Here is a 23027-nt window from a genome sequence, read left to right on the forward strand (position 1 = left end):
CGCTCAGGCGCGGCTGATCGCGAACGCGGTGATGAAGCCGAGCGTGGCGATCAGGCCGGCATAGAGGTGGGTGCGCTCGAACGCCTCGGGGATCATCGTGTCGGCGACCATGGCCAGGATCGCGCCGGCCGCCACCGCCGTGATCGCGGCGATCACCTCGGGCGCGGCACCGTCCAGCAATAGGACTCCGACCATGCCGGCGATGCCGCTGGCCACGGCGATCCCGATCCACACCCCGAAGACGTAGCGGGCACTGCGTCCGTTGGCCTTCATCCCCGCCGAGCTGGACAACCCCTCGGGGAGGTTGGAGATGAAGATCGCCGCCAGCACGGGCCCGCCGATCCCGCCCCCGCCGAGCAGGGAGAGCCCGAGGACGACGGATTCCGGTACGCCGTCGAGCAGGGCGCCGACGGCGATCGCGGTGCCGCTGCCACTCTGCTCCTGCTCTGACGGCTGCTGGTCCCCCGAGCGCTTGCGGTGCCTGGCTCCGCGTCGGGCGAGGAAGATGTTGGCCGCCACGTAGACCAGTGCGCCGCCGAGGAAGCCGCCGACGGTCGGCCACAGGCCGCCGATCTCCTCGGCGTCGTCGACGAGGTCGAAGGAGAGCGCGGAGATGAGTACGCCGGCGCCGAAGGCCATCACTCCGGCCACGATCGGGCGGGGCACCTTGACGAACCAGGCCACCAGCGCGCCGAGCACGAGGGCGCCACCGGCCAGGACGCCCCAGAGCCCGGCCTGCAACCAGATCGGCATCAGTCGTCGACCCAGAAGCCGCGACCACCCCAGCCGCCGAAGCCCCCCGCACCACCGGACGAGCGACCGGACGAGCGACCCCGCGGCCCGCGGGAGCCGAGGTAGGAGCCCACCACGGCAGCCCCGAGGTCGTCGAGCTCGGGCGCCACCACTCGCCCGTCGACCCGCTTGGCCATCGAGTCGATGAACCGGGCCAGGCCGGGGTCCTCGCCGAGGCGGAAGAAGGTGACCTGGGCGCCGAGGCGTCCGGCGTTGTCGAGCTCGCGCACCGAGTAGGCGATCGTCAACGGGTGCGGCGGATAGTCGAAGTAGACCTCGCCGTTCGGCTCGAGGTGCGAGGTCGGCTCACCGTCGGTGACGACGAGAAGCACGGGCTGGGCATTGGGGTGCTTGCGGAAGTGGCGGTTGGCCAGCAGCAGCGCGTGGTGGAGGTTGGTGCCCTTCTGCCAGAACGCGTCGAGGGCGGTGAGCTCCTCGATCTCCATCACCTCCGCGTGCCGGCCGAAGCCGATCAGCTGCAGGTGGTCGCCGCGGAACCGGCTCTTGATCAGCGTGTGCAGGGCGAGCGCGGTCCGCTTCATCGGCACCCAGCGCCCGTCCATCGCCATCGAGAACGACGTGTCCACGAGCAGGGCCACGCAGGCCTGGGTGCGGGCCTCGGTCTCGGTCACCTCGACGTCACGGATGTCGAGCTTGAAGGGTGGTTTCGAGACGCTCGTTCCTCGCTCCTCAACCACCGACGACGCACCTGCGTCCGTGGATGCCGCTGGTTGAGGAGGGCGCTCTGCGCCCGTCTCGAAACCAAGGCCCTCGGCGGCGGTACGGCGTACGGCGTTGAGCACGGTGCGCGGGATGTCCCACGGCTCGGTGTCACCGAAGGCCCACTCGCGGGTCGCGCCGCTGCGCTCGCCCGCCGCCCCGGCTTGTCGCAGGTCACGGGCACCCTGTCGACCCGACATCCGCTGGGCCACGTCACGCAGCAGCGCCTTGCCGAGTTGGCGCATCGCCTTCGGCGAGAGCCGGAACTGCCCGGTCGAGTCCTTCTTCAGGTAGCCGGTCTCGCGCAGTGCCTTCTCCAGCTCGGACAACGTGCGGGCATCGACCGCCGCGTCGTCGCCGAGCTGGCGGGCCAGCTTGTCGAGGTCGACGTCGTCCATGCGGGCGCCGACGTAGGACTGGGCCAGCTGGTCGGCCAGCGCGTCGAGGTCGGCCAGGTCCTGCAGCGCTCCGGTGCCGTCGCCCAGCCCCATCCCCTGGTCGCCCTCGAACTGCTCGGAGCCGCCCCAGTCCTCCCCGGGGCGCGCGACCTGCAGGTTGGCGTCGAGACGGCTGAGCTGCTCGGTCAGCTGGGGAGAGCCGAAGGCCTGGGCCGAGAGCTGCATCAGCTCCTCGCGCTGCTCGGGCGTCATCGAGTTCAGCGTCCGCTGCGCGGCCGCGGACCGTTGCGCCAACGTGTCGAGCAGCTCGTCGATGTCCTTCGGGTTCTCCGGGAAGAAGTCACCGTGTTTGTCCATGAACTCGGCGAAGTCCTCGGGAGTGTCCTCGCCGCGGGCGTGCTTCTCGAGCAGGCCGTTGAGGTCGTCGAGCATCTCGTTGATGGCGGCCCGGTCCTCGTCGGTGGCGCCCTCCATCGCCTGCTTCATGCCGGCGAAGCGCTGGTCGAGCAGCTCCCGGCCGAGCAGGTCCTTGATCTTCTCGTAGTCCTCACGCGCCTGCTGGGAGGACCAGTCGTAGGACGACAGCTCGCTCACCGCGGCCGCGGTGGAGGGTGAGAGGTTCTCCAGCTGCAGCTCGCGGAACGCCCGGTCGGCGTCGTCCATGTCGATGTCACGGGCCAGCTGCTTGCGCTCCTCGAGCAGGGCCCGGTCGAGGAGCTCCTTGACCTCCTGCAGGGTGCCGTCGAGGTTGTGCCGCTGCAGCAGCTCGCGGCGCTTCTCCTGCACCCGCCGGGCCAGGTCGTCGAGACCGCGTTGGTCCCGGCCGCCCCGGCGCAGGAACTCCCGCATCGCCCGCTCCGGCGAGTAGCCCGCCATCACGTCCTCACCGATGGCGTCGAGTGCCTCGGACAGGTCGACGGGTGGCGCCAACGGGTCCGGCCCGCCGGCGTACTTGCCGTAGCGGGCCCGGTGCGCGTCGCGCGACCTAGCCATAGACGGTCTCTCCGTCGACGCTCTCCTTGCTGATCTTGCGGGCCAGGAAGAGTCCTTCGAGGGCGAGCTCGATGGCGCTGGCACGCTCGCCGTCGTTGGTCGTCTCGAAGCGCTCGTCGACGGTCTCGTAGAACTCCGACTCCCCCAGCTGTGGGAGCGCGTCGAGCAGCTCGCGTGCGGTGACCTGCTCGCCCGTGGCGATCGGGACGCCCTGCTCGATGGCATTGATCAGCGGCGCGAAGTCGATGCCCCGGAAGCGGCCGCGCACGGTCTCGGCGACCGACGTGCGCAGCAGGTGCTCGAGGATCTGCCGCTCGCGGCCCTCCTCGCCGGTCTCGAACTCGATCTTGCCGCCGAGCACGTCGACCGCGGTCTCGAGGTCGACCACCCGGGCCACGGCATCGTCCTCACCACGCACGGTGGCGCGGTGCAGCGCGGCTGCCGCGATGGTCTCGGCGCCGGCGATCGCGAACCGGGCGCTCACACCGGAGCGTTGGTCGACCGCGTTGGACTCGCGCAGGGCGCGGGTGAAGCGGGCCAGGATCTCGACGAGGTGGTCGGGCACGGTGGCGGTCAGGTGCGCCTCCTGCCGGATCACCGCGACCTCGGCGTCGAGCTCGGCCGGGTAGTGGGTGCGGATCTCGGCGCCGAAGCGGTCCTTGAGCGGGGTGATGATGCGGCCGCGGTTGGTGTAGTCCTCCGGGTTGGCCGAAGCCACGACGAGTACGTCGAGGGGCAGCCGCAGCACGTAGCCGCGGATCTGGATGTCGCGCTCCTCCATCACGTTGAGCATCGCCACCTGGATCCGCTCGGCCAGGTCGGGCAGCTCGTTGATGGCCACGATCCCCCTGTGGCTGCGCGGGATCAGGCCGAAGTGGATGGTCTCCGGATCGCCCAGGGAACGCCCCTCGGCGACCTTCATCGGGTCGACGTCACCGATCAGGTCGGCCACGGAGGTGTCCGGGGTGGCCAGCTTCTCGGCGTACCGCTCGTCGCGGTGCTGCCAGGCGACCGGGAGGTCGTCGCCGAGCTCACCCACGCGACGGATCGACTCGTGGGTGATCGGCGCAAAGGGGTGCTCGCCGAGCTCGGAGCCGGCGATCACCGGGGTCCACTCGTCGAGCAGGCCGACCATGGTGCGCAGGATGCGCGTCTTGCCCTGCCCGCGCTCGCCGAGGAGCACGACGTCGTGGCCGGCGATCAGCGCTCGTTCGAGCTGCGGGATGACCGTGGTCTCGAAGCCGTGCAGCCCGGGCCACGGATCGCGGCCCTCGGCCAGGGCGGCGAGCAGGTTGTCACGGATCTCCTGGCGCAGTTCTTTGAACTCGTGTCCGGAAGCGCGGAGCTGGGCAAGGGTGCTGATGTCCGGGGCGTTCGTCACGCCTTCACGCTAGCCCGGAAGGCAAGTCCTCGCATCGCTCGTCCCGGGATCACTCAGGTGGCCCGGCGCGGGACCGCAGCGAGCTCACGGTTCCGGTGGCTCAGGTCAGGTCGAGGAACATCACGTGCAGCCCGACGTACCCGTGGCGACGGGACCGGAACGCGCCCGGAACCGTGCCGATGATCTCGAAGCCGAGGTCGCTCCACAGGTTCACCGCCGCGGTGTTGCTCTCGACGACAGCGTTGAACTGGATGCCGCGGAACCCCTGCTCGCGGTGCCAGGTGATCACGTGCTCACCCAGCTGCCGCCCGACGCCCTGGCCACGCGCGGCGTCGCTGACCATGAAGCTGGCGGTGCCGATGTGGGCGCCGTACGACGGTTTGTTGGGGCCCATCTTGGCGGTGCCGAGGATGCTTCCGTGCTCCTCGAGCACCACCGTGCGTGCCGGCGGCTGCTCGAACCAGAGTCGCTGCGCCTGCTCCGAGGTCAGGTCGGTCGGATAGGCGTAGGTCTCGCCGTCCTGCACGATGGCGTCGAAGACCTGCCAGATCTCGGCCCAGTCGTCCGGGCGCGCTTCACGGATCATCGTCGGTCTCCTCGAGGTGCGGCGGGCGGGCACGTTTGGGGGATGCGCTGCGGGCGTCGGCCACCCGATGATGGACGTCGAGGAGGTGTCACATGTCGTTGACGGAGAACGTCGTGTCGGTGATGTTGCCGGTGACCGACGTCGATCGGGCCCAGCAGTTCTACACGAGCCGCCTCGGGCTCCCCCACGAGGGCATGACCGCGGATGGCGGTGCCCGTCTCGGCCTGGGTGGTGGCGCCACGCTGGTGCTGCTCCCGCGCCCGGCCGGCAGCCAGTCGGAGAGCACGGCGATGAGCTGGCGTGTCTCTGACATCGAGAAGGAGGTGGCCAAGCTCGAGGCCGACGGGGTCGTCTTCCAGGACTACGACCTGCCGGACCTGAAGACCGTCGACCACGTCTGCGTGCTCGACAGCGAGAAGGCCGCGTGGTTCACCGATCCGGACGGGAACGTGCTCTGCATCCACGAGGACACGTGAGTCGGTCCGGGTGATCACTCGCCGGTGGCCCCGTCGATCGACTCACGGATCAGGTCGGCGTGGCCGTTGTGGCGGGCGTACTCCTCGACCATGTGCAGCATGATCCAGCGCAGGCTGAACGCCTCGTCCTTGCGCCGGTCGTGCTTGACCGACAGCGTGTCGAGGCCGGAGTCGGCGAGCACCCGGTCGAGGATCGCGTCGCTGGCCGCCACGGCGTCGTCGAAGAGGGTGCGCAGCTGCTCCGGGGTGTTCTCGACCGCACTGTGCCAGTCCCAGTCCCGGTCCTCGTCCCAGTCGACGCCCTGCCAGTAGTCCGCGTCCTCGTTGCCGAGGAGCACGCAGGAGAACCACCAGTCCTCGACGAGAGCGAGGTGCTTGAGCATGCCACCGAGGGTCATCGCCGACGGTGCCAGCGTCTGGTTGAGCTGCTCCCGGGACAATCCCTCGGTCTTCAGGCGCAGTGTCTCGCGGTGATAGTCGAGGAAGCCGCGCAACGTCGCGGCTTCGTCGACCGCCAGTGGTGGATCAACGCGCTCGATCGAGGTCATGGCCTCACCGTAGCGACGCTCCCTCAGCCAGGCACCGCCTTTTCGTCGGTGGGCCCGCGGGTCCTCCCGCCCTGGTCAGTCCCTCGGCCGGCGATCGGTGATGCAGTACGCCGACCCGGCGGGGTCGCGCAGGACGGTCCACTCGCCGTACTCCTCCAGGAGCTGGGCGCCGAGCGTCGTGTGGCGGCGTACCTCCGACTGCCGGTCGTCGGAGGCGAGGTCGAGGTGGCCGCGAACGGTCCCCGACTGGTCGCCGAGTCGTTGCAGGAGCAGCCGCAGCGGGATCGCTGCGGGGCGGCGCAGTGAGGTGAACTCCGGGCTGGTCGTCGGCCCGAGCAGCTGCCAACCGGTGACCGCCTCCCAGAACGCGCACTCCTCGTCGTAGCTTCCTGACGGGATGTCGAGGCAGACCTGGTCGACCTGGCTGGTCGAGCCGTCCGGCCAGGTCGCGGCGGTCGGGGGCGTGCTGGCGGGGTGGGTGACGAAGCAGAAGGCGAAGCCGCCCGGAGAGCGCATCACCACGTGTCCACGATCCGCGACCTCCTCGGCGCCGAGCGCCACCGCCCGGTCGGCCGAGGCTCGCGGATCCGTGACGTGCAGGTCGAGGTGGATGCCGGGCTCACCGTCGCGGAGCTGCTGCACCCGCAGGAAGTCGTCGCCGTCCGGCGGCAGCAACGTGCCGAACTCTCGATCGTCTCCGCGCGGCGACGACAGGTCGTAGCCGGTCACCTCCCGCCAGAAGCTCACGGCAGGCGCGAAGCTGGCCGTCGGGAGGTCGAGGAACGCCGAGATCCAGAACGGAGTGGTCACGCGGCTACGGTACGAGACATGTTCGAGGTCAGGCAGTGATGTTCGAGGTCAGGCAGTGTCCGTGCGGATCCGGTGCGACGTACGACGCGTGCTGCGGGCGGCTGCACCGCGGCCAGGCCCAGGCGGTCACCGCCGAGGAGCTGATGCGTTCGCGCTTCGCGGCGTACGCCGTCGGCGACCTCGACCACGTCTATCGAACGTGGCACCCGCGCACCCGGCCCGACGACCCGAAGCCCCAGCCCGGGACGACGTGGACGGCGCTCGAGATCCTCGACGTGGTCGACGGTGGCGAGGAGGATGACCGCGGCATCGTGGAGTTCCGGGCGCACTTCACCTCGCCGGCCGGTGCTGACGCCCTGCACGAGCGCAGCACCTTCGAGCGTCGCGCCGGCCGTTGGGTCTACGTCTCCGAGCTCTGATCCGCCGTCGAGCCTCTTGTCGTGTCCCCGCGAATCAGGGGCCCCCACACCCGCCGCCGCACGCGCCGCCTCGCACAGAAGGCCCAGGCGTTACGAGAGGTCCACCCACCGCTGACCGACCACGGAGACCACGCCCGAGCCTCCCGTGAGCTCGGCGACAAGCGGCGCCAGGGCCGCCGCAGAAGAAGAGCGAACCCCCAGCAGCATCGTCGCCCCCGCGGCGCCGTAGGCAACGTCGAGCACCGAGACACCCCGCGAGCGCAGCTCCGACTCCAGCCGTCCGGCGTCCGCGTGCGAGACCGACAGCGAGTGCTCCACGACCAGCGATCGCTCGAGCGTGCCGACGGAGTCGAGCCCGGCCCGCACGGCGTCGCCGTACGCCCGCACCAGCCCGCCCGCCCCGAGCAGCACTCCCCCGAACCAACGCGTCACCACGGCGACCACGTCGGAGACCTCGCGTCCGCGCAGCACCTCCAGCATCGGGGCTCCTGCGGTGCCGGCCGGCTCGCCGTCGTCCGAGGAGCGCTGCACCTCGCCGGAGGGTCCGAGCACGAAGGCGGAGCAGTGGTGGCGGGCGTCCCAGTGCTCCTTGCGGAGTCGCTCGACGACGGCCCGCGCGGCGGTCTCGTCGGAGACGCGCTCGATCGTGCAGAGGAAGCGCGAGCGCTTCACCTCGATCTCGACGGCCCCGTTCCTTGCGACGGTCAGGTAGGAGTCAGCCACGCAGCAGCGCTTCGCGCTCGTTGCGGCAACGGCCGATCTCCTGCTCGGTCTCGATGCGCCTGCCGGCCAATTGCTGCCCGATGCCACCGAGCGCGTGCAGGGCCGCGTTGACCCGGTCGATCGACTCGATGATCCGGTTGCGGACCGCGAAGTCGGTGAAGATGTTGTCGAACCAGATGTCGAAGGTCTTGGTCAGGTCGGTGACCCCGAGCCCACCGACGGGCGCCATCGAGACGTCGGCGAGCTCGGTCGCGAGCTGGCGCAGCGCGACGTCCGCGGCACGCATCCGCGCGCTCGCCTCGTCCATCTTCTGGTGCTTGGCCAGGTCACCGACGAATCCTCCGTCGAACCAGGCGTCGTACGTCGACCACGAGCGCGCCGATCCCAGGAATCCTGCGGCCGCGGTCAGCTGGGCCACGGCCCGGCCGTGGGCCTGCTGCGCCTCCCCCAGCTCCTTCAGCTGCGCCGTGCCGCGGCCGATCCGGCTGGACAGGTCGGCGGCCTCGCCGCCCGCCGCCGGGTCGACCGTCGTGAGCCACTGCTCCTTCGCGGCCAGCGCCCGCTCCCAGCTGCCGTCGACATCGCCCAACGACGTACGCCGTGCAGCCAGGTGGTCGCGCTCGGCACGGACCTGCGCCAGGCCGGCCTCCTCCGTGGCGACGGCGTACTCGGCCGCCTGCTGCTCGGCCTTCTCGCGCTCGATGCGCTCGCTCCGGTCGCCCCTGAGCGCGGCCATGATCCGGGTGGTCGAGAAGGACTCGAGCTTGGCCACGTCGGCCCGCTCGTCGACCAGCCGAGCACGTGCCCGGGCCACGGACTGCTCCGCCCGCGCCACCTGCTGGTCGAGCAGCGCCAGGCGCTCTCCCAGCTTGCGGTGCTCGGTGCGTGCCTGCTCGGCATCGACGATGGCCTGCTGGACCTGCTCCCTGTCAGTCATGTCCCGCATCGTAGGCCCGGCACCGGGCACACCCGGCGCCCGGTGCCGCGGGCACGCCCGGCGCCCGGGACGGAGGCACGCCCGGCACGGACACCTCACCAGATGCCGAGGACGTCGCCGCCGATCTTGATGATGAACGCGGAGACCACGACGACGAAGAACGCCCGGACGAAGGCGGCACCCTTGGCGACGGCCACCCGGGCACCCATGTAGCCGCCCACCAGGTTGGCCACCCCCATCAGCAGCCCGATCCGCCACATCACGGCGCCCTGCGGGATGAAGATGACCAGGGAGGCGACGTTGGTGGCCCAGTTGGCCAGCTTCGCCTTCGCCGACGCTTCGAGGAAGTTGTAGCCCAGCAGACCGACCAGCGTGAAGACGAAGAACGAGCCGGTGCCCGGACCGAGCGCCCCGTCGTAGAACCCGATCACCAGCCCGGTCAGGGCAGCCAGGATCGTGTGCTGGTGGCCGGCATAGCGCAGCGCGGTCAGCTCACCGACCTCCGGCTTGAAGAGCACGTAGGCCCCGACCAGGACCAGCACCGCGAGGATGATCGGGTTGAAGGCCGACTTCGGGATCAGGGTCGCGACCGCGGCTCCGCCCAGCGCCCCGGTGAAGGCACAGGCCATCAACGGCAGGAACGTCTTCGGATCCGGTCTGATCCGGCGATAGAAGGTCGCCGAGCTGACCGTGGTGCCACACACCGACGCGAGCTTGTTGGTGGCCAGCATCTGCACCGGCGAAGCCCCGGGCAGCCCGATCACCAGCGCCGGCAGTTGGATCAGCCCGCCGCCGCCGACGACCGCGTCCACGAAGCCCGCGGCGAGCGCTGCCAGGACGAGCAGGCAGACAACGGTCAGGGTCGGCTCGGGCACCCACTCACCTTAGACGTCACGAAATGACGAAGGGGTGCAGGAACTCGACGAGTTCCTGCACCCCTTCGTGGAGTGGTGCTGGTGTCAGCCGACCTTCAGCGCCGAGACGTCAGCCGTGACGGTGAAGTTACCGCTGCCGTCGGAGCCCTGGTCGGCGTTGTAGCCGAAGCCCCAGACGATGACGGAGGTCGGAGCGTCGACGGTGACGGTGCGCACCGACTGGCAGGTCATCTCGCGGTCACCGACCGGGACGGCACCGGTGAAGCAGGTGCCGAAGTCCTCGCCCCACTGCTCACCCTCGGCGGGCACGGTGCGCAGCGCCAGCTGCAGCTGCGAGCCAGCCTGGTCGGCGGGAACGTCCTCGAGGCTGTCGAAGAAGCCGTAACCGTTGATCACGTAGGTGCCCGCCTCGGGCAGCTCGACCGTGCCGAGCTCGGTGGCGCGGGTCGCGAACGAACCGCCGAGGTTCGTGATCACGGTGGCGTCGGTGGCGAGCGAACCGGCCAGGGCAACACCGGCCTGGTCGGAGATCTTCGACTTGGCCGTCTCGTTCAGGTCACCGAAGCCGAGCGAGCCGTTCTTGACGTCCTTGCCGCGGATGGTGTCGTTGGCGATGTCCTTCGACTCGACGGTGCCGTTCTTGATGTCGTCGCCGGTGATCATCTTGGCGGCCACGGCACCGGTGGTGCTGGCGACGCCGATCACGGAAGCGGCGGCGACAACGGCGACGACGCGAGACTTGAGCAGAGACATACGGGAAAACCCCCAAAGTTGGTGATGACAATTGTTGTTGCGCAATGAACTAGACCAGTGAAAATCAGGGGTTTCTCAGGTTTGAGGGCCAGATGGTCCGAAAGGACTAGTCCAGACCACCGAAAGGGGGACGCCAACTACCGGACTGGGCCCGGTCGGGCCCACGCGCGGGGGTTCAGACCTTGGCCAGGAACGCCAGCAGGTCCTGCCGGGTGAGCACGCCGACCGGCTTGCCGTCCTCCTGCACCAGCAGGGCGTCGGCGTCCTCGAGCAGCTGCACCGCGTCGTGCGCCTCCTCGGTGGAACCGATCGTCGGCAGCGCGGGCGACATGTGCTGCTCGACGGTGTCGGTCAGCTTGGCGTGGCCGGCGAAGAGCGCGTCGAGAAGGGTGCGCTCCGAGACCGAGCCGGCGACCTCGGCAGCCACGATCGGCGGCTCCGCGCGGACCACGGGCATCTGCGAGACGCCGTACTCCTGGAGGATGTGCACCGCCTCGGCGATGGTCTCGTTGGGGTGGGTGTGCACCAGGTCGGGCAGCCGCCCGGCCTTGCCCCGCAGGACCTCGCCGACGGTACGCCGATCGGCGTCCTCGGAGCCCGACGCAAAGCCATAGGTGCCGAGCCACTCGTCGTTGAAGACCTTCGTCAGGTAGCCACGCCCCGAGTCCGGCAGGAGTACGACGATCACGGCATCGGTGCGACCCTCGGCGGCCAGCTCGGCAGCCAGCTGCTTGGCCGCGAAGGCCGCCATGCCGGAGGAGCCGCCGACCAGGAGGGCTTCCTCACGGGCCAGGCGACGGGTGAACGCGAAGGAGTCGGCGTCGGAGACCTCGATGATGCGGTCGGCGATGGTGCGGTCATAGGTCTCGGGCCAGAAGTCCTCGCCGACGCCCTCGACCAGGTAGGGACGCCCCGTGCCGCCGGAGTAGACCGAGCCGGCCGGGTCGGCGCCGATCACCTGCACGTCAGGGTTCTGTTCCTTGAGGTAGCGGCCGATGCCGCTGATCGTGCCGCCGGTGCCGACGCCCGCCACGAAGTGGGTGATCCGTCCCTCGGTCTGCTTCCAGATCTCCGGACCGGTGGTCTCGTAGTGGGAGCGCGGGTTGTGCATGTTGGCGTACTGGTTCGGCTTCCAGGCGCCCGGCTGGGACGAGAGCCGGTCGGAGACGTTGTAGTAGGAGTCCGGGTGCTCCGGGGCGACGGCCGTGGGGCAGACGACGACCTCGGCGCCGTAGGCCTTGAGCACGTTGCGCTTGTCCTCGCTGACCTTGTCGGGGCACACGAAGATGCACTTGTAGCCCTTGGCCTGCGCGACCATCGCCAGCCCGACACCGGTGTTGCCGGAGGTCGGCTCGACGATCGTGCCGCCGGGCTGCAGCTCGCCGGAGGCCTCGGCGGCCTCGATCATCCGCGTCGCGATGCGGTCCTTCACCGAGCCACCGGGGTTGAGGTATTCCACCTTCGCCAGCACCAGCGGCCCCTCTTCCTTGCTGTCCCCCACATCGAGGGAGCGGGAGAGCCGCAGCAGCGGGGTGTTGCCGATGAGGTCAAGGAGCGAGTTCACGTAGTCCACGCGCTCAGGCTAGCCCGCGGTCCGTCCGCGGTGACAACTACCGATCAGTAGACTGGGGCCGTGGGGAAGACAGCGGCAGCCAAGAAGCTCGCCTCTGCCGCGATGTATGGCGGCGGAGGCCTTTCTGCGATGGGCGCGGGGCTCTACGGCGTCCTGCGCGCCGAGGCGAAGCTGGCTCGTCGAGCCATCGGTGACGCCGAGGGCGATCCGCCCGACGCCACCGGGTGGTATGGCCGCGGGCGACCCGGACCCGCCTTCAAGGTGGCCCTGATCGGTGACTCCAGCGCCGCCGGCTACGGCGTCGCGACCGTGGTCGGCACCCCGGGCGCCAACCTGGCCAGCGGACTCTCCGAGCGGGCCGACCGTCGCGTCTACCTGCGGTCCTTCGCGGTGGTCGGCGCCCAGTCGAAGGACCTCGCCGCCCAGGTGGAGTCGGCGCTGCCGATCGAGCCCGACGTCGCGGTGATCCTGATCGGCGCCAACGACGTCACCCACACGGTCCGCCCTTCGCAATCTGTGGCCCTGCTCTCCGAGGCCGTACGCCGCCTGCGCAGCGCCGGCGTCGCCGTCGTGGTCGGCACGTGCCCCGACCTCGGCACGATCAAGCCGATCAATCCGCCCCTCAAGCAGGTTGCCCGCACCTGGTCGCGCCGGCTGGCCGCCGCCCAGGCGATCGCCGTCGTCGAGGCCGGCGGACGAACCGTGTCGCTCGGCTCGGTCCTCGGCCCGGAGTTCGCCGCCGCCCCGGCGCTGCTCTTCGGCCCCGACCAGTTCCACCCGTCGGCCGACGGGTATGCGTCTCTGGCCGCGGTGATGCTGCCGTCGGTGATGGCCGCCCTGGGCTTGGTGCCCGAGTCGGAGACCACACCGGAGGCATTGCGCGGCGAGGGCGTCCTGCCGATCGCCAAGGCTGCCGTCGAGGCGGCCCGCACTCCCGGAACCGAGCTCGACGGCACGGAGGTCGGTGGCTCGCGGCGCGGCGTCCGCGGCCTCTGGGTCGAGCTGCGCCACCGCCGGCGTCACCCGTGCACCGAGCCCGAGGCCCCGCACGAGGCCGACGACGAGATGAGCGCGGCTGGCGACTCCGCCTCCGCCGGCCCGTCCGACTGACCCACGCGAAACCCGCGGAGAACGCCGCGCTGATCACTCCCCCCGAAGATGGTCAGCGCGACGTCCGTAGCCCCCGACGGGCCGGACTGTCGGAAGCCCGATCTCCCTTGCTCCGTTGAAGAAACGTACGTCCGATCCGGCTGACGTCGCCAGAGCCAACTGCCGATCTTGACCGACAGTTTGACCCATGCTCCGATTGACCTAGGCCGGACCTGGTCTATTCGGAACTCGAGCCAACCCGATAAGTCACGATGTAACGACCGCGGGACAACAGCGACTGATTTCTTTGGGAATCGCAAGCCGCGGACGTGTGTCGAACCTAACCTTGAATGATGAAGCGCCGACCGTTTGACATTCCCTTCAACGTCTCCTTCCTAACCGGGAATGAGTCGTGGTACGTCGCTGACTCGCTGGCGTCTGGGTTGCTCACCGGTGACGGCCCCTTCACTCGCCGTGCCTCGGAACTGCTTAGGCCCTTGGTGGGTGGCGGATCGTGCCTCCTGACTGCCTCCTGCACCCACGCGCTCGAGATGACGGCGCTCCTCCTGAATCTTCAGCCGGGCGATGAGGTGATCATGCCTTCGCTCACCTTCGTTTCGACGGCCAATGCCTTCGTGCTCCGTGGCGCTGTGCCGGTGTTCGTCGATTGCCGGGACGACACACTCAACATTGATGAGCGGCTTATCGAGGAGGCAGTGACGGACCGAACGAAGGCGATCATCGTCGTCCACTACGGTGGCGTCGCCTGCGAGATGGACCAGATCCTCGACATCGGAGCTCGTCACGACATTCCGGTGATCGAGGACAACGCACACGGCTTGGGCGGCAGCTACCAGGGCCAGCGCCTTGGATCATTCGGTGTAATGGCGACTCAAAGCTTCCACGGAACAAAGAACATTCAGTGCGGCGAGGGTGGAGCTCTCGTGGTCAACGACTCTCGGTATGTGGAGCGGGCAGAGATCATCCGCGAGAAGGGGACGAACCGCGCCAAGTACTTCCGAGGCGAGGTCGACAAGTACCGCTGGGTCGACGTGGGCTCGAGTTACCTTCCCTCAGACATCAACGCGGCGATCCTGACCGCACAACTCGAAGCGTTCGACGACATCCAATCCCGGCGACAGCGTGTCTGGAAGGCCTACGACGAGGGTGTCCACGACTGGGCGGAGAAGCATGGGCTCTCGACGAGCATGCAGGTTCCGGATCGCGAGCACACCGCTCACCTCTTCTTCGTCCTGATGCCGAGCAACGCTGACCAGCGGGCCCTGCTCTCCCATCTGGCTGATCACGGCATTCTCGGCACGTTCCACTACGTCCCGCTGCACAGCTCCCCGTTCGGCGCCGGGGCCGGCCGCCCGGGGCCGTCGGGATGTGCCACCTCCCACTCAGTGAGCGAGAGACTGGTGCGGCTCCCGCTGTACGCCGGCATGAGTGAACGGGATTCCGCACGGGTTGTCGAGGCCGTCTGCTCGTATGTCCCTCAGTCATGAGTTGGTCCGAAGTCGTCACTGCGACAGCGATGTCGGCAGGGCCCAGTCAGGTGGACACGGATCGATTCGGCTTCCGCGTCTCGAGGATCACGGTCCCGAGTGCCGCGACCGACGTCAACCTGGATGACGTGTTGGACGCCGTGCATGACGACCCATCGGATGTCTGGATTCTCAGGTATCCAGCCCGCCAGAACGCCTGGTTCGCAGAACTGATGCGACGCGGCTTCGACGTCCTCTTCGCAGACAGCCTCACGTACTGGGCCCTTGAAGCTGGATCCGGCCGCACCCCACAACCAGTCACGAACGCCAGCGTCAGCCCTGCGGGCGAGGCCCCCTCCGGGCTCGTCGACGAGTTGGTGGCGGATGCCTTTCATGGCTACGGCAATCACTACACCGCCGACCCACTGTTCGATCCAGCCTTGGCCTTGGCCGGCTACCAGGACTGGGCGCGACGGGCGATCAAGTCCGGTGATTCCCTGCTGCTGAACGTGCTGGGCGAGCCTGTCGGGCTGATGATCTCGACGACCGGCACGGACACGAGCGAAATGTTGTTGGGCGGCGTCGTGGCCTCGCAACAGGGCCGCGGCTGGTATGCACACATCTTGTCGGCGGTCGAGACTGCAGCTCTCCGGAAGGGTGCTCACCGGGTCGTCAGCTCAACGCAGTCCCACAACACGAACGGTCAGCGTGCTTGGGCTCGATATGGTTTCGAACCGATTGCCTCGCACATCACCGTTCACCTCAGGAGATCGACCTGACATCCGATCGGCCGGAGTGCTGATCGGTCCGTTGACGGATCAGGTAGGTCGGCCGCCCCATGTTGTTCGCGTGCACCCGGCCGACGTACTCACCCACCACTGCGATGGAGACCATCTGCGCTCCGGAGAAGACCGCGATCATTGACGCCACCGAGGTCCACCCGGCAACCGTCGTGTTGCCAGTGACATAGCCCCACAACACATACGCGAGCATTAGCGCTCCGACAAACCCGCAGAAGAACCCCAAGTACCCGACGAGTCGCAGCGGTGCGACCGAGTAGCCGAGCAACATGTTCATGGCGTGCTTGACCAGCAGCCGGAACGAGTAGTTCGAGCGTCCTTCGGCTCGCTGGTCCATGCGGACCCGCTGCGTTGCGACGCGGGTCGTGGACCAGGACAGGGCCACGTCGACCGACGCATGCGGGCCGGTCAGGCCCGCCGACGCATCACGCAGATAAGTGCGGAAGGCACGGAAGGCGCTGATGCTCTCCGCATTCGGAATCTCCAGCCCCCGAGCCATCGCCCGCTTCACCGTCCGTGAGGCGAAGTTGCGAATCGCATCGTGCTCATCATCGATGGGGACGCCGTAGACGAGGTCGACGTCGTCCGTCAACGCCGACAAGAGCTTCGGAATCTCCTCGGGTGGATGCTGCAGGTCGTCGTCCATCGTCACCACAACGGGAAGGCGGGCGCAACGAAGGCCGGCCAGCAACGCATTGTGTTGCCCGTAGTTACGGGACAGGTGAATCGCGTTCACCCAACGATGCTCCTCGGCGAGTCCAGCGGCCACCTTCCAGGTGCCGTCGGGGCTACCGTCGACCACAAGCAGCACTTCGTAGGCTCCCGCGCACTCCTCCAACACTGCGATCAGCCGGGTGAGCAGGTGCCCGAGGGTCCTCTCGGATCGATAGCAGGGAATCACCACGGACACGTCCATCGCGGTACCTCCGTCCTTGGGGTTGAGTGCTGGGGTGCAGTGCTAATGGTGGTCACGGGAAGGGCTGCATTCCCGGGTCGCCGTTGATGATGAAGATCCGGGTCACCCAGTAGTACTGACCAACCATGCTCGCGATCGCGAAGAGGATCGGCATGGCCCAGCGCACGACGAACTGCACCCGCGACTCGCGTTCCGGGACCAGGTCAGGCAAGGGCCACAGCACACCGACCGCCAGGACGAGATAGCGCAGGACCCCAGCGTTGGGTCGCGTCACCGCAAGCATGTAGACGGGGTAGATCAGGGACCACGCACGCACGTCGGCGCCAAGATTTCTGCTCCCTCGACGGAACACCGCGTACAGGAGGAACATCAGCACCATCAGGACGAACACGGTGACCGGACCCACGCCCGTCGCTGCGAGCACCAGCCAGTTGGTCAGCAGTCCCTGGTCTCCGGAGTTCCCGGGCCAGGCCGCAATCGTCGCCGTGAACGCGTCGGTGGTGCCGGTGACGACTGCGGCGATCAGCGGCCAGACCCCCATGAACATGGCTGAGGCCAGCGCTGCACCTCCCGCCCACAGTCGATCCCGGACCGGGAACAGATCGTCCGAACGGCGCCATCGCACCAACCAGTGAACCCCGATCACCGCGGCCAGCGGGAGCGTGAGCGGCCTCGTCAGGCACAGTGCGAAGGCAACGACGACGAGCCACCCATACCTTCGTTGTGTCAGCAGCACCAGGGCCGTGACCACGAGAAGCAGGGCCAGGCTCTCCGAGTAGGCAACCTGGAGGATGGGAGATGCGGGGAAGGAGCACAGGCCCAGGACCGCGGTCGTCGCGACGAAGGAGTCTGCCCGCGTCATCAACAATCGGTAGACCAAGAGCACAGCGAGTCCGGAACACACCAGGCTAACCACTGTGGCGGCGAGGGGAAAGTCGGTTCGGGTGAGCATCATGACCAAACGCACAAGGGTGGGATACCCCGGCGAGAAGGCCCACTCGTTCTGGACGACCTGACCGTCTTCCATCGGCAACGGAACCGGGTAACCGGACTCGGCAATGGAGCGGAACCACTGCCCGTCCCAGTTGGAGATCACGCCCAGATAGCCCGGAGAAGCGTCCGTCGGGGTGGTCAGGTGGTAGGCCGGCGAATCCTCGGTGAGTGCGACCTGTCGCTGCGCGCCCACGCTGAGCAGGTAGCCGGAGATCATCCGGGTAAGCCCGAAGATCGTCAGCGGGACCAACATCCACCGCCAACGGCTCCACAAGATTCGCAGGGAAGGTGGGACGCGGTGATCGCTGCTCGTCGACGGTGCTGACAGGGCCCCGTCGCTCGCGCCGGTTGAGTCCTTGGTGGCTGCCAAGCGCGTCGTGCTCATCAGGAGTTCACGCCCCGGAGGATGCGTCAGGCGCAGACAGGAGCACAAAGCCCTCGTCAGCTCCGAGGACAACCCATGAGAGACGATCCTCGAGGGCGCTGGCGAGGGGCGATGACTCCTTCAGGAGTGCATACTCTGCCCGGGAGGACCCAACGATGTCCTCCCAGCCTGCTCCGACGGCCATCGCCGTGCCGTAGTCGCGCAACTCATCCAGCGAGTAGGCCTCGGTCAGTCCGTCGATGAGCGGATCGAGCCCAGGGTGGGCCCATCGCAACCATCCGCCCGTCGCGTAGTCGTTGAGCACCGGAGTGCCGGCAGCCATGGCACTCAACTGGGGGTCGAGGCCGGAGGGAACCCGTGCCGGCTCTTCGGAGACCTGCGAGACCACCAGCGCGAGACCGACCAGGCACACTGCCGCTGCACCGAGGACGAAGGGCTTCTCCCAACTCGCCCGCGGCTCGGCTCTCCGATGGAGCCAGGTCTGGATCGCCCCAGCCAGCAGGGGCGCCGCGATGATGGCGCCCAGGGTCACGGTGCGTACCGCGAGCAGTGTCCACCCGGTCGCCATGAGCAGCAGGAGCAGATTGGTCCAAGGAACCCGTCGTTGCGTGCGCGACCAGGTGAGCACGACGAGCGCAAGGATCAGCATCGCAGCGGCGGGCCCGATGGTACGGAAGGACGGCGGCTGCCACTCGGTGATGTAGGCGCTGATGCCCCCGACTGCGAACGGTGCCCCGAGCAGCTTGGGTCCGACCGGTGTGAGAGCGGCCAGGAAAACTGAGCCGAGAGGGATCACTGCGAGTCTGACGAGATCACGGTCTGAGACGCGCTGGTCAAGCCGGAGTCCGAGAATCACCAGGAGACCAACGAGTGGTCCGGTGAACCACATGCCGTGGCAACATGCCCAGAGCCAGGACAGGGGCAGCAGCCACCAGCGTGGCCTGAGGTCGTCCACGGTCCTGAGCCAGGCGGCCAAGGTGGTCGCCAGCAGGACATAGGTGACCATGTGGGGCCTGGGCGACAGGCCGGCACCCATCGCGACGACAGCCAGACCTGTGGCGAAGGCGCTGGCCAGGAGTCCGGCCCGCTGGCGACACATAAAGTAGACGGCGACGACGAGCACCAGCAGGCTGGCTCCGAACAGCCACGCCACGCCGGGCAGGCCGAGCCATGCCTCGAAGCGAGCCGCGACCACCTCGGGGAGCCATTGGGTCAGCACCCACGACCGGTCGTCGGCGGTGGACCAGTCCGGCGTACCGACGGAGCGTGCGCTCCAGATCTGCTCGCCCAGCCGCAGGTGCCAGAAGCTGTCCGGGTCGGAGAGCGGTCGGGCCGACTGCCGGACGACCATCACCATCAGAAGTCCGAAGACGGCCATGGGCATCCAGGTCGGTAGCCCACGCCGGTTCGAGACCACCTCGACCTGGTCAGCCGAGGGGCCCGAGTCACGCACGGTTGTCATTCGTCGTCCTTGAAATTTTCGAGTCAGTACTCCGGGTAGCCCGGGACGCCGCGCACGACCTCGAGAGGTCCTTGCACGCGTCCTGCGCCACAGCCCGAGTCACGTCCATGCCCTAGAACGTGCCGACCCAAATTGCGAGGCGACCAAAGACGTCGTTGAGGGCAGTACCGAAGAGCGTCACCGCCACGATGATTACGATCGCGATGAAGCCGACGAGAATTCCGTACTCGGTCGCGGTGGCACCACGTTCATTGCGGCGCGACGTCCGCCCGACAATCGATTGTCTAAAAACCTTCATATCCACTCCCCGGCTCATATGGCCGCCTACCAAAGCCCGAAACCGGGCGCCGCGACGGAATGCCGTCGCGGCGCCCGGCGATGCTGGATGCGTCAGATCACCAGCTGTTGACCTCGGTGACCATGTCCTGGAAGAAGCTGTTCAGTGCCTCACCGAACAACGTGACAGCGACGATGATGACGACGGCGATGAAGGCCACGAGCAGGCCGTACTCGGTGGCGGTCGCGCCCTTCTCGTCGTCCTTCTTGGCCGGACCGACGAGCATGAGCATCATGAACTTCTCGAGCATTGGATTTCTCCCTTTGATTGAGTCCCCACGGATGTGAGTCCGAGCCCCCACCGGACTCGTTCTGGAATCAATCTTGCCGGGAATCTTGTCTTGGCGTATCGGATGATCCGCCCACATCGGATGGTCCTTTCGGGCTACTCGAGAGACCCTCCAGGCAGTCGATCCATTGGCCCGTCAGGGGGTGACAGAAGAGAGCAAGCCGCTCCTCATGGCCGTCACCAATGCCTGAGCGCGATTTGAAGCCCCGAGCTTCTCGTAAATTCGGGTGATGTGGGTCTTCGCGGTCGACTCGCTCATGAATAGCTGGCGAGCGATCGCCGCGGTGCCAAGACCGTCTGCCAACAACTCGAGCACCTCCTGCTCACGATCAGTGAGCTTCGTGGGAGCTGGCCCACTCGCACGACGCATCATCGCGGCAGTCAGACCTGAGCAGAGAAAACTCCGTGGTGACACCGCCGCGTGAGCGGCGGCTTGGACGACCTCGCTGGCCTTGCTGTCCTTGCCGACGAACGCGGAGGCACCAGCCTCCATGGCTGCGAAGATCTGGTCATCGCCGGCATGCATCGTGAGCATGACGATGCCAACGTCAGCATCTTCGGCTCGAATGGCTCGAATCATCTCCAAGCCTGTGCCATCGGGCAGTTGAAGGTCTGTGACGACGACATCGGGCTTCAGGGAGGCCCAGGCCACCTTGGCTTCCGCCACGCTGGCGGCTTGGCCGATCACGGTCATCTGCCCGTGGCGCTCGAAGGCGCGAGCAAGGCCCTGCCTGATCAGCTCGTGGTCATCGACGAGCAGGACTCTTGTAACCATCGTTCGAACCTTCCGTGATCTCGCCAGCAGACTGTCTCGACTGCACAGTGACCACAGTGCCACCATCCGCACGTGAAGTGACAGAGAAGTTCGCACCAATCCGGTCAGCTCGCTCACGCATCGTGTGCATCCCATAGTGTCCTGGCCGCGCGGTCGCCGCACCGATGCCATCGTCCTCGATCACGAGGCGCACACATTTACCGTCGCTGGTGAGCGTCACCCACAGGTTGATCGCATGCGCATGCTTGCGCGCGTTTCCAATCGCCTCTTGCCCGATGCGTAGCAACTCTTGCTCAACGCGTTGTGGAAGCCGGGGGCCCCGCTCATCGAAGAGCAGGTGCACCCGCATCCCACTTTGATGACTGACCTCGCGGACGTATTCAGCCAGCGCTCCCGAAACACTGCTGGCTTCATCGAGGTCGTGGCGCAGATCGAAGATCGAGAATCGCAACTCACTGACCACTCGTGTGATTTCGGCACGGAGATCGTTGGCGACCTTCCGCGTGGCGTCGTCAGGGCTGGTGTCGGCGATCTCATCAGCCATGTAGCCGAGCGACGCGATCTCTTGCGCAACCCCGTCGTGGATGTCACGAGCGAGACGGTTGCGCTCCTCCGAGGTGGCGAAGGATCTCACGTCGTCGAAGAGCAATGCAGTGTCGAGTCGGACGGCTTGGGTGTCGACAACGGCCTGTAGTTCCTGCACTTGTCTCTTCGTCCACGACGTGGCTCGCCCGAGCAGGAGCACTCCGAAGCAGTGCTCACCCACGCGTATCGGCAATGCGAGCAAACCTTTTCCTGTCAGGGGGCGCCCGGTGCCGAAGCAGATCGAAGCCATCCGCTCGTCGACCGCGCTGATCGCACCCTCCCTGATCAGCGGTTCGAAGGCATCCTCTGCGGTCCTGATGATGACGGCTGACCGATCTGCACTCACGCCTTCGCGAGTTGCATCGTTGAGTGCCCTCGCCGCTGTGAGACTGTCGAGGCCCACCGGGAGTCGCTGGGCCAGCGTATGCAATTGAGAAACTAGGTGGTGGGCAGCCTCGTAGGGCGCTTGGATAGAGGCAAGATTTCGCACCGACCGACTCTGCCAAGCGGCCAACAAACCCCCACCCAAGCCGGTGAGGAGCCAGGGGGCCGAGCTGAGCATCTGTGCATCGACGAGTCCGAGTTCTTCGGCGGCTGCCCCCGCACCGAACATCACGAAGCCCTCGGCCAGGAAGGTGTTGGCAGTGGTGACCCAGCCGTGTCGAATGCCTGCGACCACCGGCGGGATCACGAGATAGATGGACAATGCACCGATCGGGCCCGGGGTCATACCGATCAACGCAGCGGTCAGAACCCCCTCGACCAACGGCGTCCATGGCGTGGGACCAGTCAATGGATTCGCTTCAAGCACGCAGCAAACCGAAGCGAGCAGCACCAGCGCCAACAGAATGACTCCAGCCGAATTGATCGTCCCGGAGCTGAGAGTCAACCCAAAGACGAGCGCCAGCACGAAAACTCTCGCGGCAGTCGTCACGCGCCAGGACTTGCCTGCCGTGACCGGCGCTCGCGTGGGTTTCGCTCGCAGTGTGATCATCAGCCGAATGCGCCTCGGGCTTGGAGAATGACCGGTCCAATGACCACGATGAACAAGCACGGCAGGATGAAGAAGATCAACGGGAAGAGAATTTTCACGGGCACCTTCTGTGCTGCCTCTTCAGCCCGTTGACGACGCTTGGTCCGCATCTCCGAGCTCTGCACGCGGAGTACTCGGGCAATCGGAATCCCGAGTTGATCGGCTTGCACCATGGACAGACAGAACGACTTCAAGTCCTTGATGGAGGTCCGCTCCCCCATCGACCGCATGGCTTCCATACGCCCGACACCGATCTGCATCTCCTGAAGAAGCCTGGCGAACTCTTGGGCCAGCGGCCCTGTGGTGTTCTTGGCCACCCTCGCCACAGCAGCATCAAAGCCCAAGCCCGCCTCGACCGAGATGGTCAGCAGGTCGAGGGCATCCGGGAGCGCATTGAGCATCAATGACTCGCGCTTCTGACCAGCGTTGTGGACCAAAATGTTCGGCAAGAGATAGCCCAAGGCACCAACGCCCACGGTGATGAGCACAGTCTTGGAGAAGGCTGACCCGTTGCCGAGCATGTACAAGAAAGTGAGTAATCCAAATACCCCCATGCCGAGAACCTTCAGCCCGATGATGCGGTTCACGTCCCAGCCTTGGGGATTACCAGCGATGTCCAACTTGTGCCGAATTCGATCCGCGGTGTCCGCACGGGTGAGTTTGCGGCCAATGCCCACAAGTTTCTCGCCCAACGGCGCGATCACGCGCTCGGAGAACGGCCGCTCAAGTTCTTCTCGCAAGATGTCCGGGGCCTGGTCGATTGCTTGGACAGCGGCCAATGACCTACCTACCGCGCGGCGCTCGGCGGTGGCAACACCGATCACTGAGAGTGTGAGTGCGAAGGCTGAGAACAACAACAGCCCGCCGAGGAGCAGAATCAGAGTTGAAGACAT

Annotated in this window: 24 protein-coding genes; 5 read left to right on the forward strand and 19 right to left on the reverse strand. The window is 67.2% G+C overall.

What is annotated here, in order from left to right:
- Positions 1–3: 3 nt before the first annotated feature.
- The 4 genes from ncot_RS15235 to ncot_RS15250 form a co-directional block, all read right to left on the reverse strand.
- Positions 4–753, reverse strand: coding sequence for a ZIP family zinc transporter (locus tag ncot_RS15235; protein ID WP_168618366.1), 750 nt, complete (start codon positions 751–753; stop codon positions 4–6).
- Positions 753–2903, reverse strand: coding sequence for a VWA domain-containing protein (locus ncot_RS15240; protein ID WP_168618367.1), 2151 nt, complete (start codon positions 2901–2903; stop codon positions 753–755). The genes ncot_RS15235 and ncot_RS15240 overlap by 1 nt, the downstream gene beginning before the upstream one ends.
- The gene (locus ncot_RS15245) at positions 2896–4284 is read right to left on the reverse strand and encodes a magnesium chelatase (RefSeq protein WP_168618368.1); all 1389 of its coding nucleotides are present in this window, start codon (positions 4282–4284) and stop codon (positions 2896–2898) included. The genes ncot_RS15240 and ncot_RS15245 overlap by 8 nt, the downstream gene beginning before the upstream one ends.
- Before the next feature lie 100 nt (positions 4285–4384).
- Positions 4385–4870: a GNAT family N-acetyltransferase gene (locus tag ncot_RS15250; RefSeq protein ID WP_168618369.1), complete on the reverse strand. Its 486-nt coding sequence runs from the start codon at positions 4868–4870 to the stop codon at positions 4385–4387.
- A 92-nt stretch (positions 4871–4962) separates the two neighbouring features.
- On the opposite strand from ncot_RS15250, the gene ncot_RS15255 reads away from it, so the two are divergent.
- Positions 4963–5346, forward strand: coding sequence for a VOC family protein (locus ncot_RS15255; protein WP_168618370.1), 384 nt, complete (start codon positions 4963–4965; stop codon positions 5344–5346).
- Between the two features lie 14 nt (positions 5347–5360).
- On the opposite strand, the gene ncot_RS15260 is transcribed toward ncot_RS15255, so the two are convergent.
- Together ncot_RS15260 and ncot_RS15265 are read right to left on the reverse strand one after the other, a co-directional pair.
- A complete protein-coding gene (locus ncot_RS15260) occupies positions 5361–5894 on the reverse strand; it encodes a DinB family protein (RefSeq protein ID WP_168618371.1) in 534 nt (177 codons plus the stop codon).
- A gap of 75 nt (positions 5895–5969) precedes the next feature.
- Positions 5970–6704 carry a VOC family protein gene (locus ncot_RS15265; protein WP_168618372.1) on the reverse strand — a complete coding sequence of 245 codons (735 nt, stop codon included), beginning with the start codon at positions 6702–6704 and terminating at the stop codon, positions 5970–5972.
- A 38-nt stretch (positions 6705–6742) separates the two neighbouring features.
- On the opposite strand from ncot_RS15265, the gene ncot_RS15270 reads away from it, so the two are divergent.
- Complete coding sequence (locus ncot_RS15270) at positions 6743–7123, forward strand: YchJ family metal-binding protein (protein ID WP_168618373.1); 381 nt, start codon at positions 6743–6745, stop codon at positions 7121–7123.
- A gap of 90 nt (positions 7124–7213) precedes the next feature.
- On the opposite strand, the gene ncot_RS15275 is transcribed toward ncot_RS15270, so the two are convergent.
- The 5 genes from ncot_RS15275 to ncot_RS15295 all read right to left on the reverse strand — a co-directional run bounded on the left by ncot_RS15275 (position 7214) and on the right by ncot_RS15295 (position 11984).
- Positions 7214–7846: a YigZ family protein gene (locus ncot_RS15275; RefSeq protein ID WP_168618374.1), complete on the reverse strand. Its 633-nt coding sequence runs from the start codon at positions 7844–7846 to the stop codon at positions 7214–7216.
- The gene (locus tag ncot_RS15280; protein ID WP_168618375.1) at positions 7839–8783 is read right to left on the reverse strand and encodes a hypothetical protein; all 945 of its coding nucleotides are present in this window, start codon (positions 8781–8783) and stop codon (positions 7839–7841) included. Before ncot_RS15280 ends, ncot_RS15275 begins: the two co-directional genes overlap by 8 nt.
- 95 nt (positions 8784–8878) lie before the next feature.
- Positions 8879–9658 carry a TSUP family transporter gene (locus ncot_RS15285; RefSeq protein WP_168618376.1) on the reverse strand — a complete coding sequence of 260 codons (780 nt, stop codon included), beginning with the start codon at positions 9656–9658 and terminating at the stop codon, positions 8879–8881.
- An 84-nt stretch (positions 9659–9742) separates the two neighbouring features.
- Positions 9743–10411, reverse strand: coding sequence for a hypothetical protein (locus ncot_RS15290; RefSeq protein ID WP_168618377.1), 669 nt, complete (start codon positions 10409–10411; stop codon positions 9743–9745).
- Between the two features lie 175 nt (positions 10412–10586).
- Positions 10587–11984: a cystathionine beta-synthase gene (locus ncot_RS15295; RefSeq protein ID WP_168618378.1), complete on the reverse strand. Its 1398-nt coding sequence runs from the start codon at positions 11982–11984 to the stop codon at positions 10587–10589.
- Between the two features lie 60 nt (positions 11985–12044).
- Between ncot_RS15295 and ncot_RS15300 the strand changes: the two genes are divergently transcribed.
- From ncot_RS15300 to ncot_RS15310, 3 genes are all read left to right on the forward strand, one after another.
- Positions 12045–13094, forward strand: coding sequence for an SGNH/GDSL hydrolase family protein (locus ncot_RS15300; RefSeq protein WP_206065008.1), 1050 nt, complete (start codon positions 12045–12047; stop codon positions 13092–13094).
- Between the two features lie 332 nt (positions 13095–13426).
- Positions 13427–14581, forward strand: a complete 1155-nt coding sequence (rffA, locus tag ncot_RS15305; RefSeq protein ID WP_240937927.1) for a dTDP-4-amino-4,6-dideoxygalactose transaminase — start codon at positions 13427–13429, stop codon at positions 14579–14581.
- 50 nt (positions 14582–14631) lie between these two features.
- Entirely contained in the window at positions 14632–15339 is a 708-nt protein-coding gene (locus tag ncot_RS15310) for a GNAT family N-acetyltransferase (RefSeq protein ID WP_168618380.1), read from the forward strand.
- Here the strand turns inward: ncot_RS15310 and ncot_RS15315 are convergent.
- The 8 genes from ncot_RS15315 to ncot_RS15350 form a co-directional block, all read right to left on the reverse strand.
- Positions 15323–16276: a glycosyltransferase family 2 protein gene (locus ncot_RS15315; protein WP_168618381.1), complete on the reverse strand. Its 954-nt coding sequence runs from the start codon at positions 16274–16276 to the stop codon at positions 15323–15325. The two genes, ncot_RS15310 and ncot_RS15315, sit on opposite strands and share 17 nt — an antisense overlap.
- A gap of 52 nt (positions 16277–16328) precedes the next feature.
- On the reverse strand, positions 16329–17726 hold the full coding sequence (locus tag ncot_RS15320) for a mannosyltransferase family protein (RefSeq protein ID WP_168618382.1): 1398 nt from the start codon (positions 17724–17726) through the stop codon (positions 16329–16331).
- Positions 17662–19116: a hypothetical protein gene (locus ncot_RS15325; RefSeq protein WP_168618383.1), complete on the reverse strand. Its 1455-nt coding sequence runs from the start codon at positions 19114–19116 to the stop codon at positions 17662–17664. The genes ncot_RS15320 and ncot_RS15325 overlap by 65 nt, the downstream gene beginning before the upstream one ends.
- A gap of 112 nt (positions 19117–19228) precedes the next feature.
- Positions 19229–19414, reverse strand: a complete 186-nt coding sequence (locus tag ncot_RS15330) for a Flp family type IVb pilin (RefSeq protein ID WP_168619395.1) — start codon at positions 19412–19414, stop codon at positions 19229–19231.
- Between the two features lie 97 nt (positions 19415–19511).
- Positions 19512–19703: a Flp family type IVb pilin gene (locus ncot_RS15335; RefSeq protein ID WP_206065010.1), complete on the reverse strand. Its 192-nt coding sequence runs from the start codon at positions 19701–19703 to the stop codon at positions 19512–19514.
- 174 nt (positions 19704–19877) lie between these two features.
- Positions 19878–20516 (reverse strand): response regulator transcription factor, encoded by a 639-nt coding sequence (locus ncot_RS15340; protein ID WP_168618384.1) that lies wholly within the window; start codon positions 20514–20516, stop codon positions 19878–19880.
- Positions 20488–22095 carry a sensor histidine kinase gene (locus ncot_RS15345; RefSeq protein ID WP_168618385.1) on the reverse strand — a complete coding sequence of 536 codons (1608 nt, stop codon included), beginning with the start codon at positions 22093–22095 and terminating at the stop codon, positions 20488–20490. The genes ncot_RS15340 and ncot_RS15345 overlap by 29 nt, the downstream gene beginning before the upstream one ends.
- Positions 22095–23027, reverse strand: a complete 933-nt coding sequence (locus ncot_RS15350) for a type II secretion system F family protein (RefSeq protein ID WP_168618386.1) — start codon at positions 23025–23027, stop codon at positions 22095–22097. The genes ncot_RS15345 and ncot_RS15350 overlap by 1 nt, the downstream gene beginning before the upstream one ends.

This window comes from Nocardioides sp. JQ2195 (assembly GCF_012272695.1).
GTDB lineage: Bacteria > Actinomycetota > Actinomycetes > Propionibacteriales > Nocardioidaceae > Nocardioides.

What these genes read in the sequence shown, in the direction of transcription:
- ncot_RS15335 (WP_206065010.1), bottom strand. Translation starts at nt 19,703, where the DNA reads ATGCTCGAGAAGTTCATGATGCTCATGCTCGTCGGTCCGGCCAAGAAG.
- ncot_RS15240 (WP_168618367.1), bottom strand. Translation starts at nt 2,903, where the DNA reads ATGGCTAGGTCGCGCGACGCGCACCGGGCCCGCTACGGCAAGTACGCC.
- ncot_RS15325 (WP_168618383.1), bottom strand. Translation starts at nt 19,116, where the DNA reads ATGACAACCGTGCGTGACTCGGGCCCCTCGGCTGACCAGGTCGAGGTG.
- ncot_RS15290 (WP_168618377.1), bottom strand. Translation starts at nt 10,411, where the DNA reads ATGTCTCTGCTCAAGTCTCGCGTCGTCGCCGTTGTCGCCGCCGCTTCC.
- ncot_RS15350 (WP_168618386.1), bottom strand. Translation starts at nt 23,027, where the DNA reads ATGTCTTCAACTCTGATTCTGCTCCTCGGCGGGCTGTTGTTGTTCTCA.
- ncot_RS15345 (WP_168618385.1), bottom strand. Translation starts at nt 22,095, where the DNA reads ATGATCACACTGCGAGCGAAACCCACGCGAGCGCCGGTCACGGCAGGC.
- ncot_RS15235 (WP_168618366.1), bottom strand. Translation starts at nt 753, where the DNA reads ATGCCGATCTGGTTGCAGGCCGGGCTCTGGGGCGTCCTGGCCGGTGGC.
- ncot_RS15250 (WP_168618369.1), bottom strand. Translation starts at nt 4,870, where the DNA reads ATGATCCGTGAAGCGCGCCCGGACGACTGGGCCGAGATCTGGCAGGTC.
- ncot_RS15280 (WP_168618375.1), bottom strand. Translation starts at nt 8,783, where the DNA reads ATGACTGACAGGGAGCAGGTCCAGCAGGCCATCGTCGATGCCGAGCAG.
- ncot_RS15315 (WP_168618381.1), bottom strand. Translation starts at nt 16,276, where the DNA reads ATGGACGTGTCCGTGGTGATTCCCTGCTATCGATCCGAGAGGACCCTC.
- ncot_RS15340 (WP_168618384.1), bottom strand. Translation starts at nt 20,516, where the DNA reads ATGGTTACAAGAGTCCTGCTCGTCGATGACCACGAGCTGATCAGGCAG.
- ncot_RS15255 (WP_168618370.1), top strand. Translation starts at nt 4,963, where the DNA reads ATGTCGTTGACGGAGAACGTCGTGTCGGTGATGTTGCCGGTGACCGAC.
- rffA (WP_240937927.1), top strand. Translation starts at nt 13,427, where the DNA reads ATGAAGCGCCGACCGTTTGACATTCCCTTCAACGTCTCCTTCCTAACC.
- ncot_RS15260 (WP_168618371.1), bottom strand. Translation starts at nt 5,894, where the DNA reads ATGACCTCGATCGAGCGCGTTGATCCACCACTGGCGGTCGACGAAGCC.
- ncot_RS15270 (WP_168618373.1), top strand. Translation starts at nt 6,743, where the DNA reads ATGTTCGAGGTCAGGCAGTGTCCGTGCGGATCCGGTGCGACGTACGAC.
- ncot_RS15330 (WP_168619395.1), bottom strand. Translation starts at nt 19,414, where the DNA reads ATGAAGGTTTTTAGACAATCGATTGTCGGGCGGACGTCGCGCCGCAAT.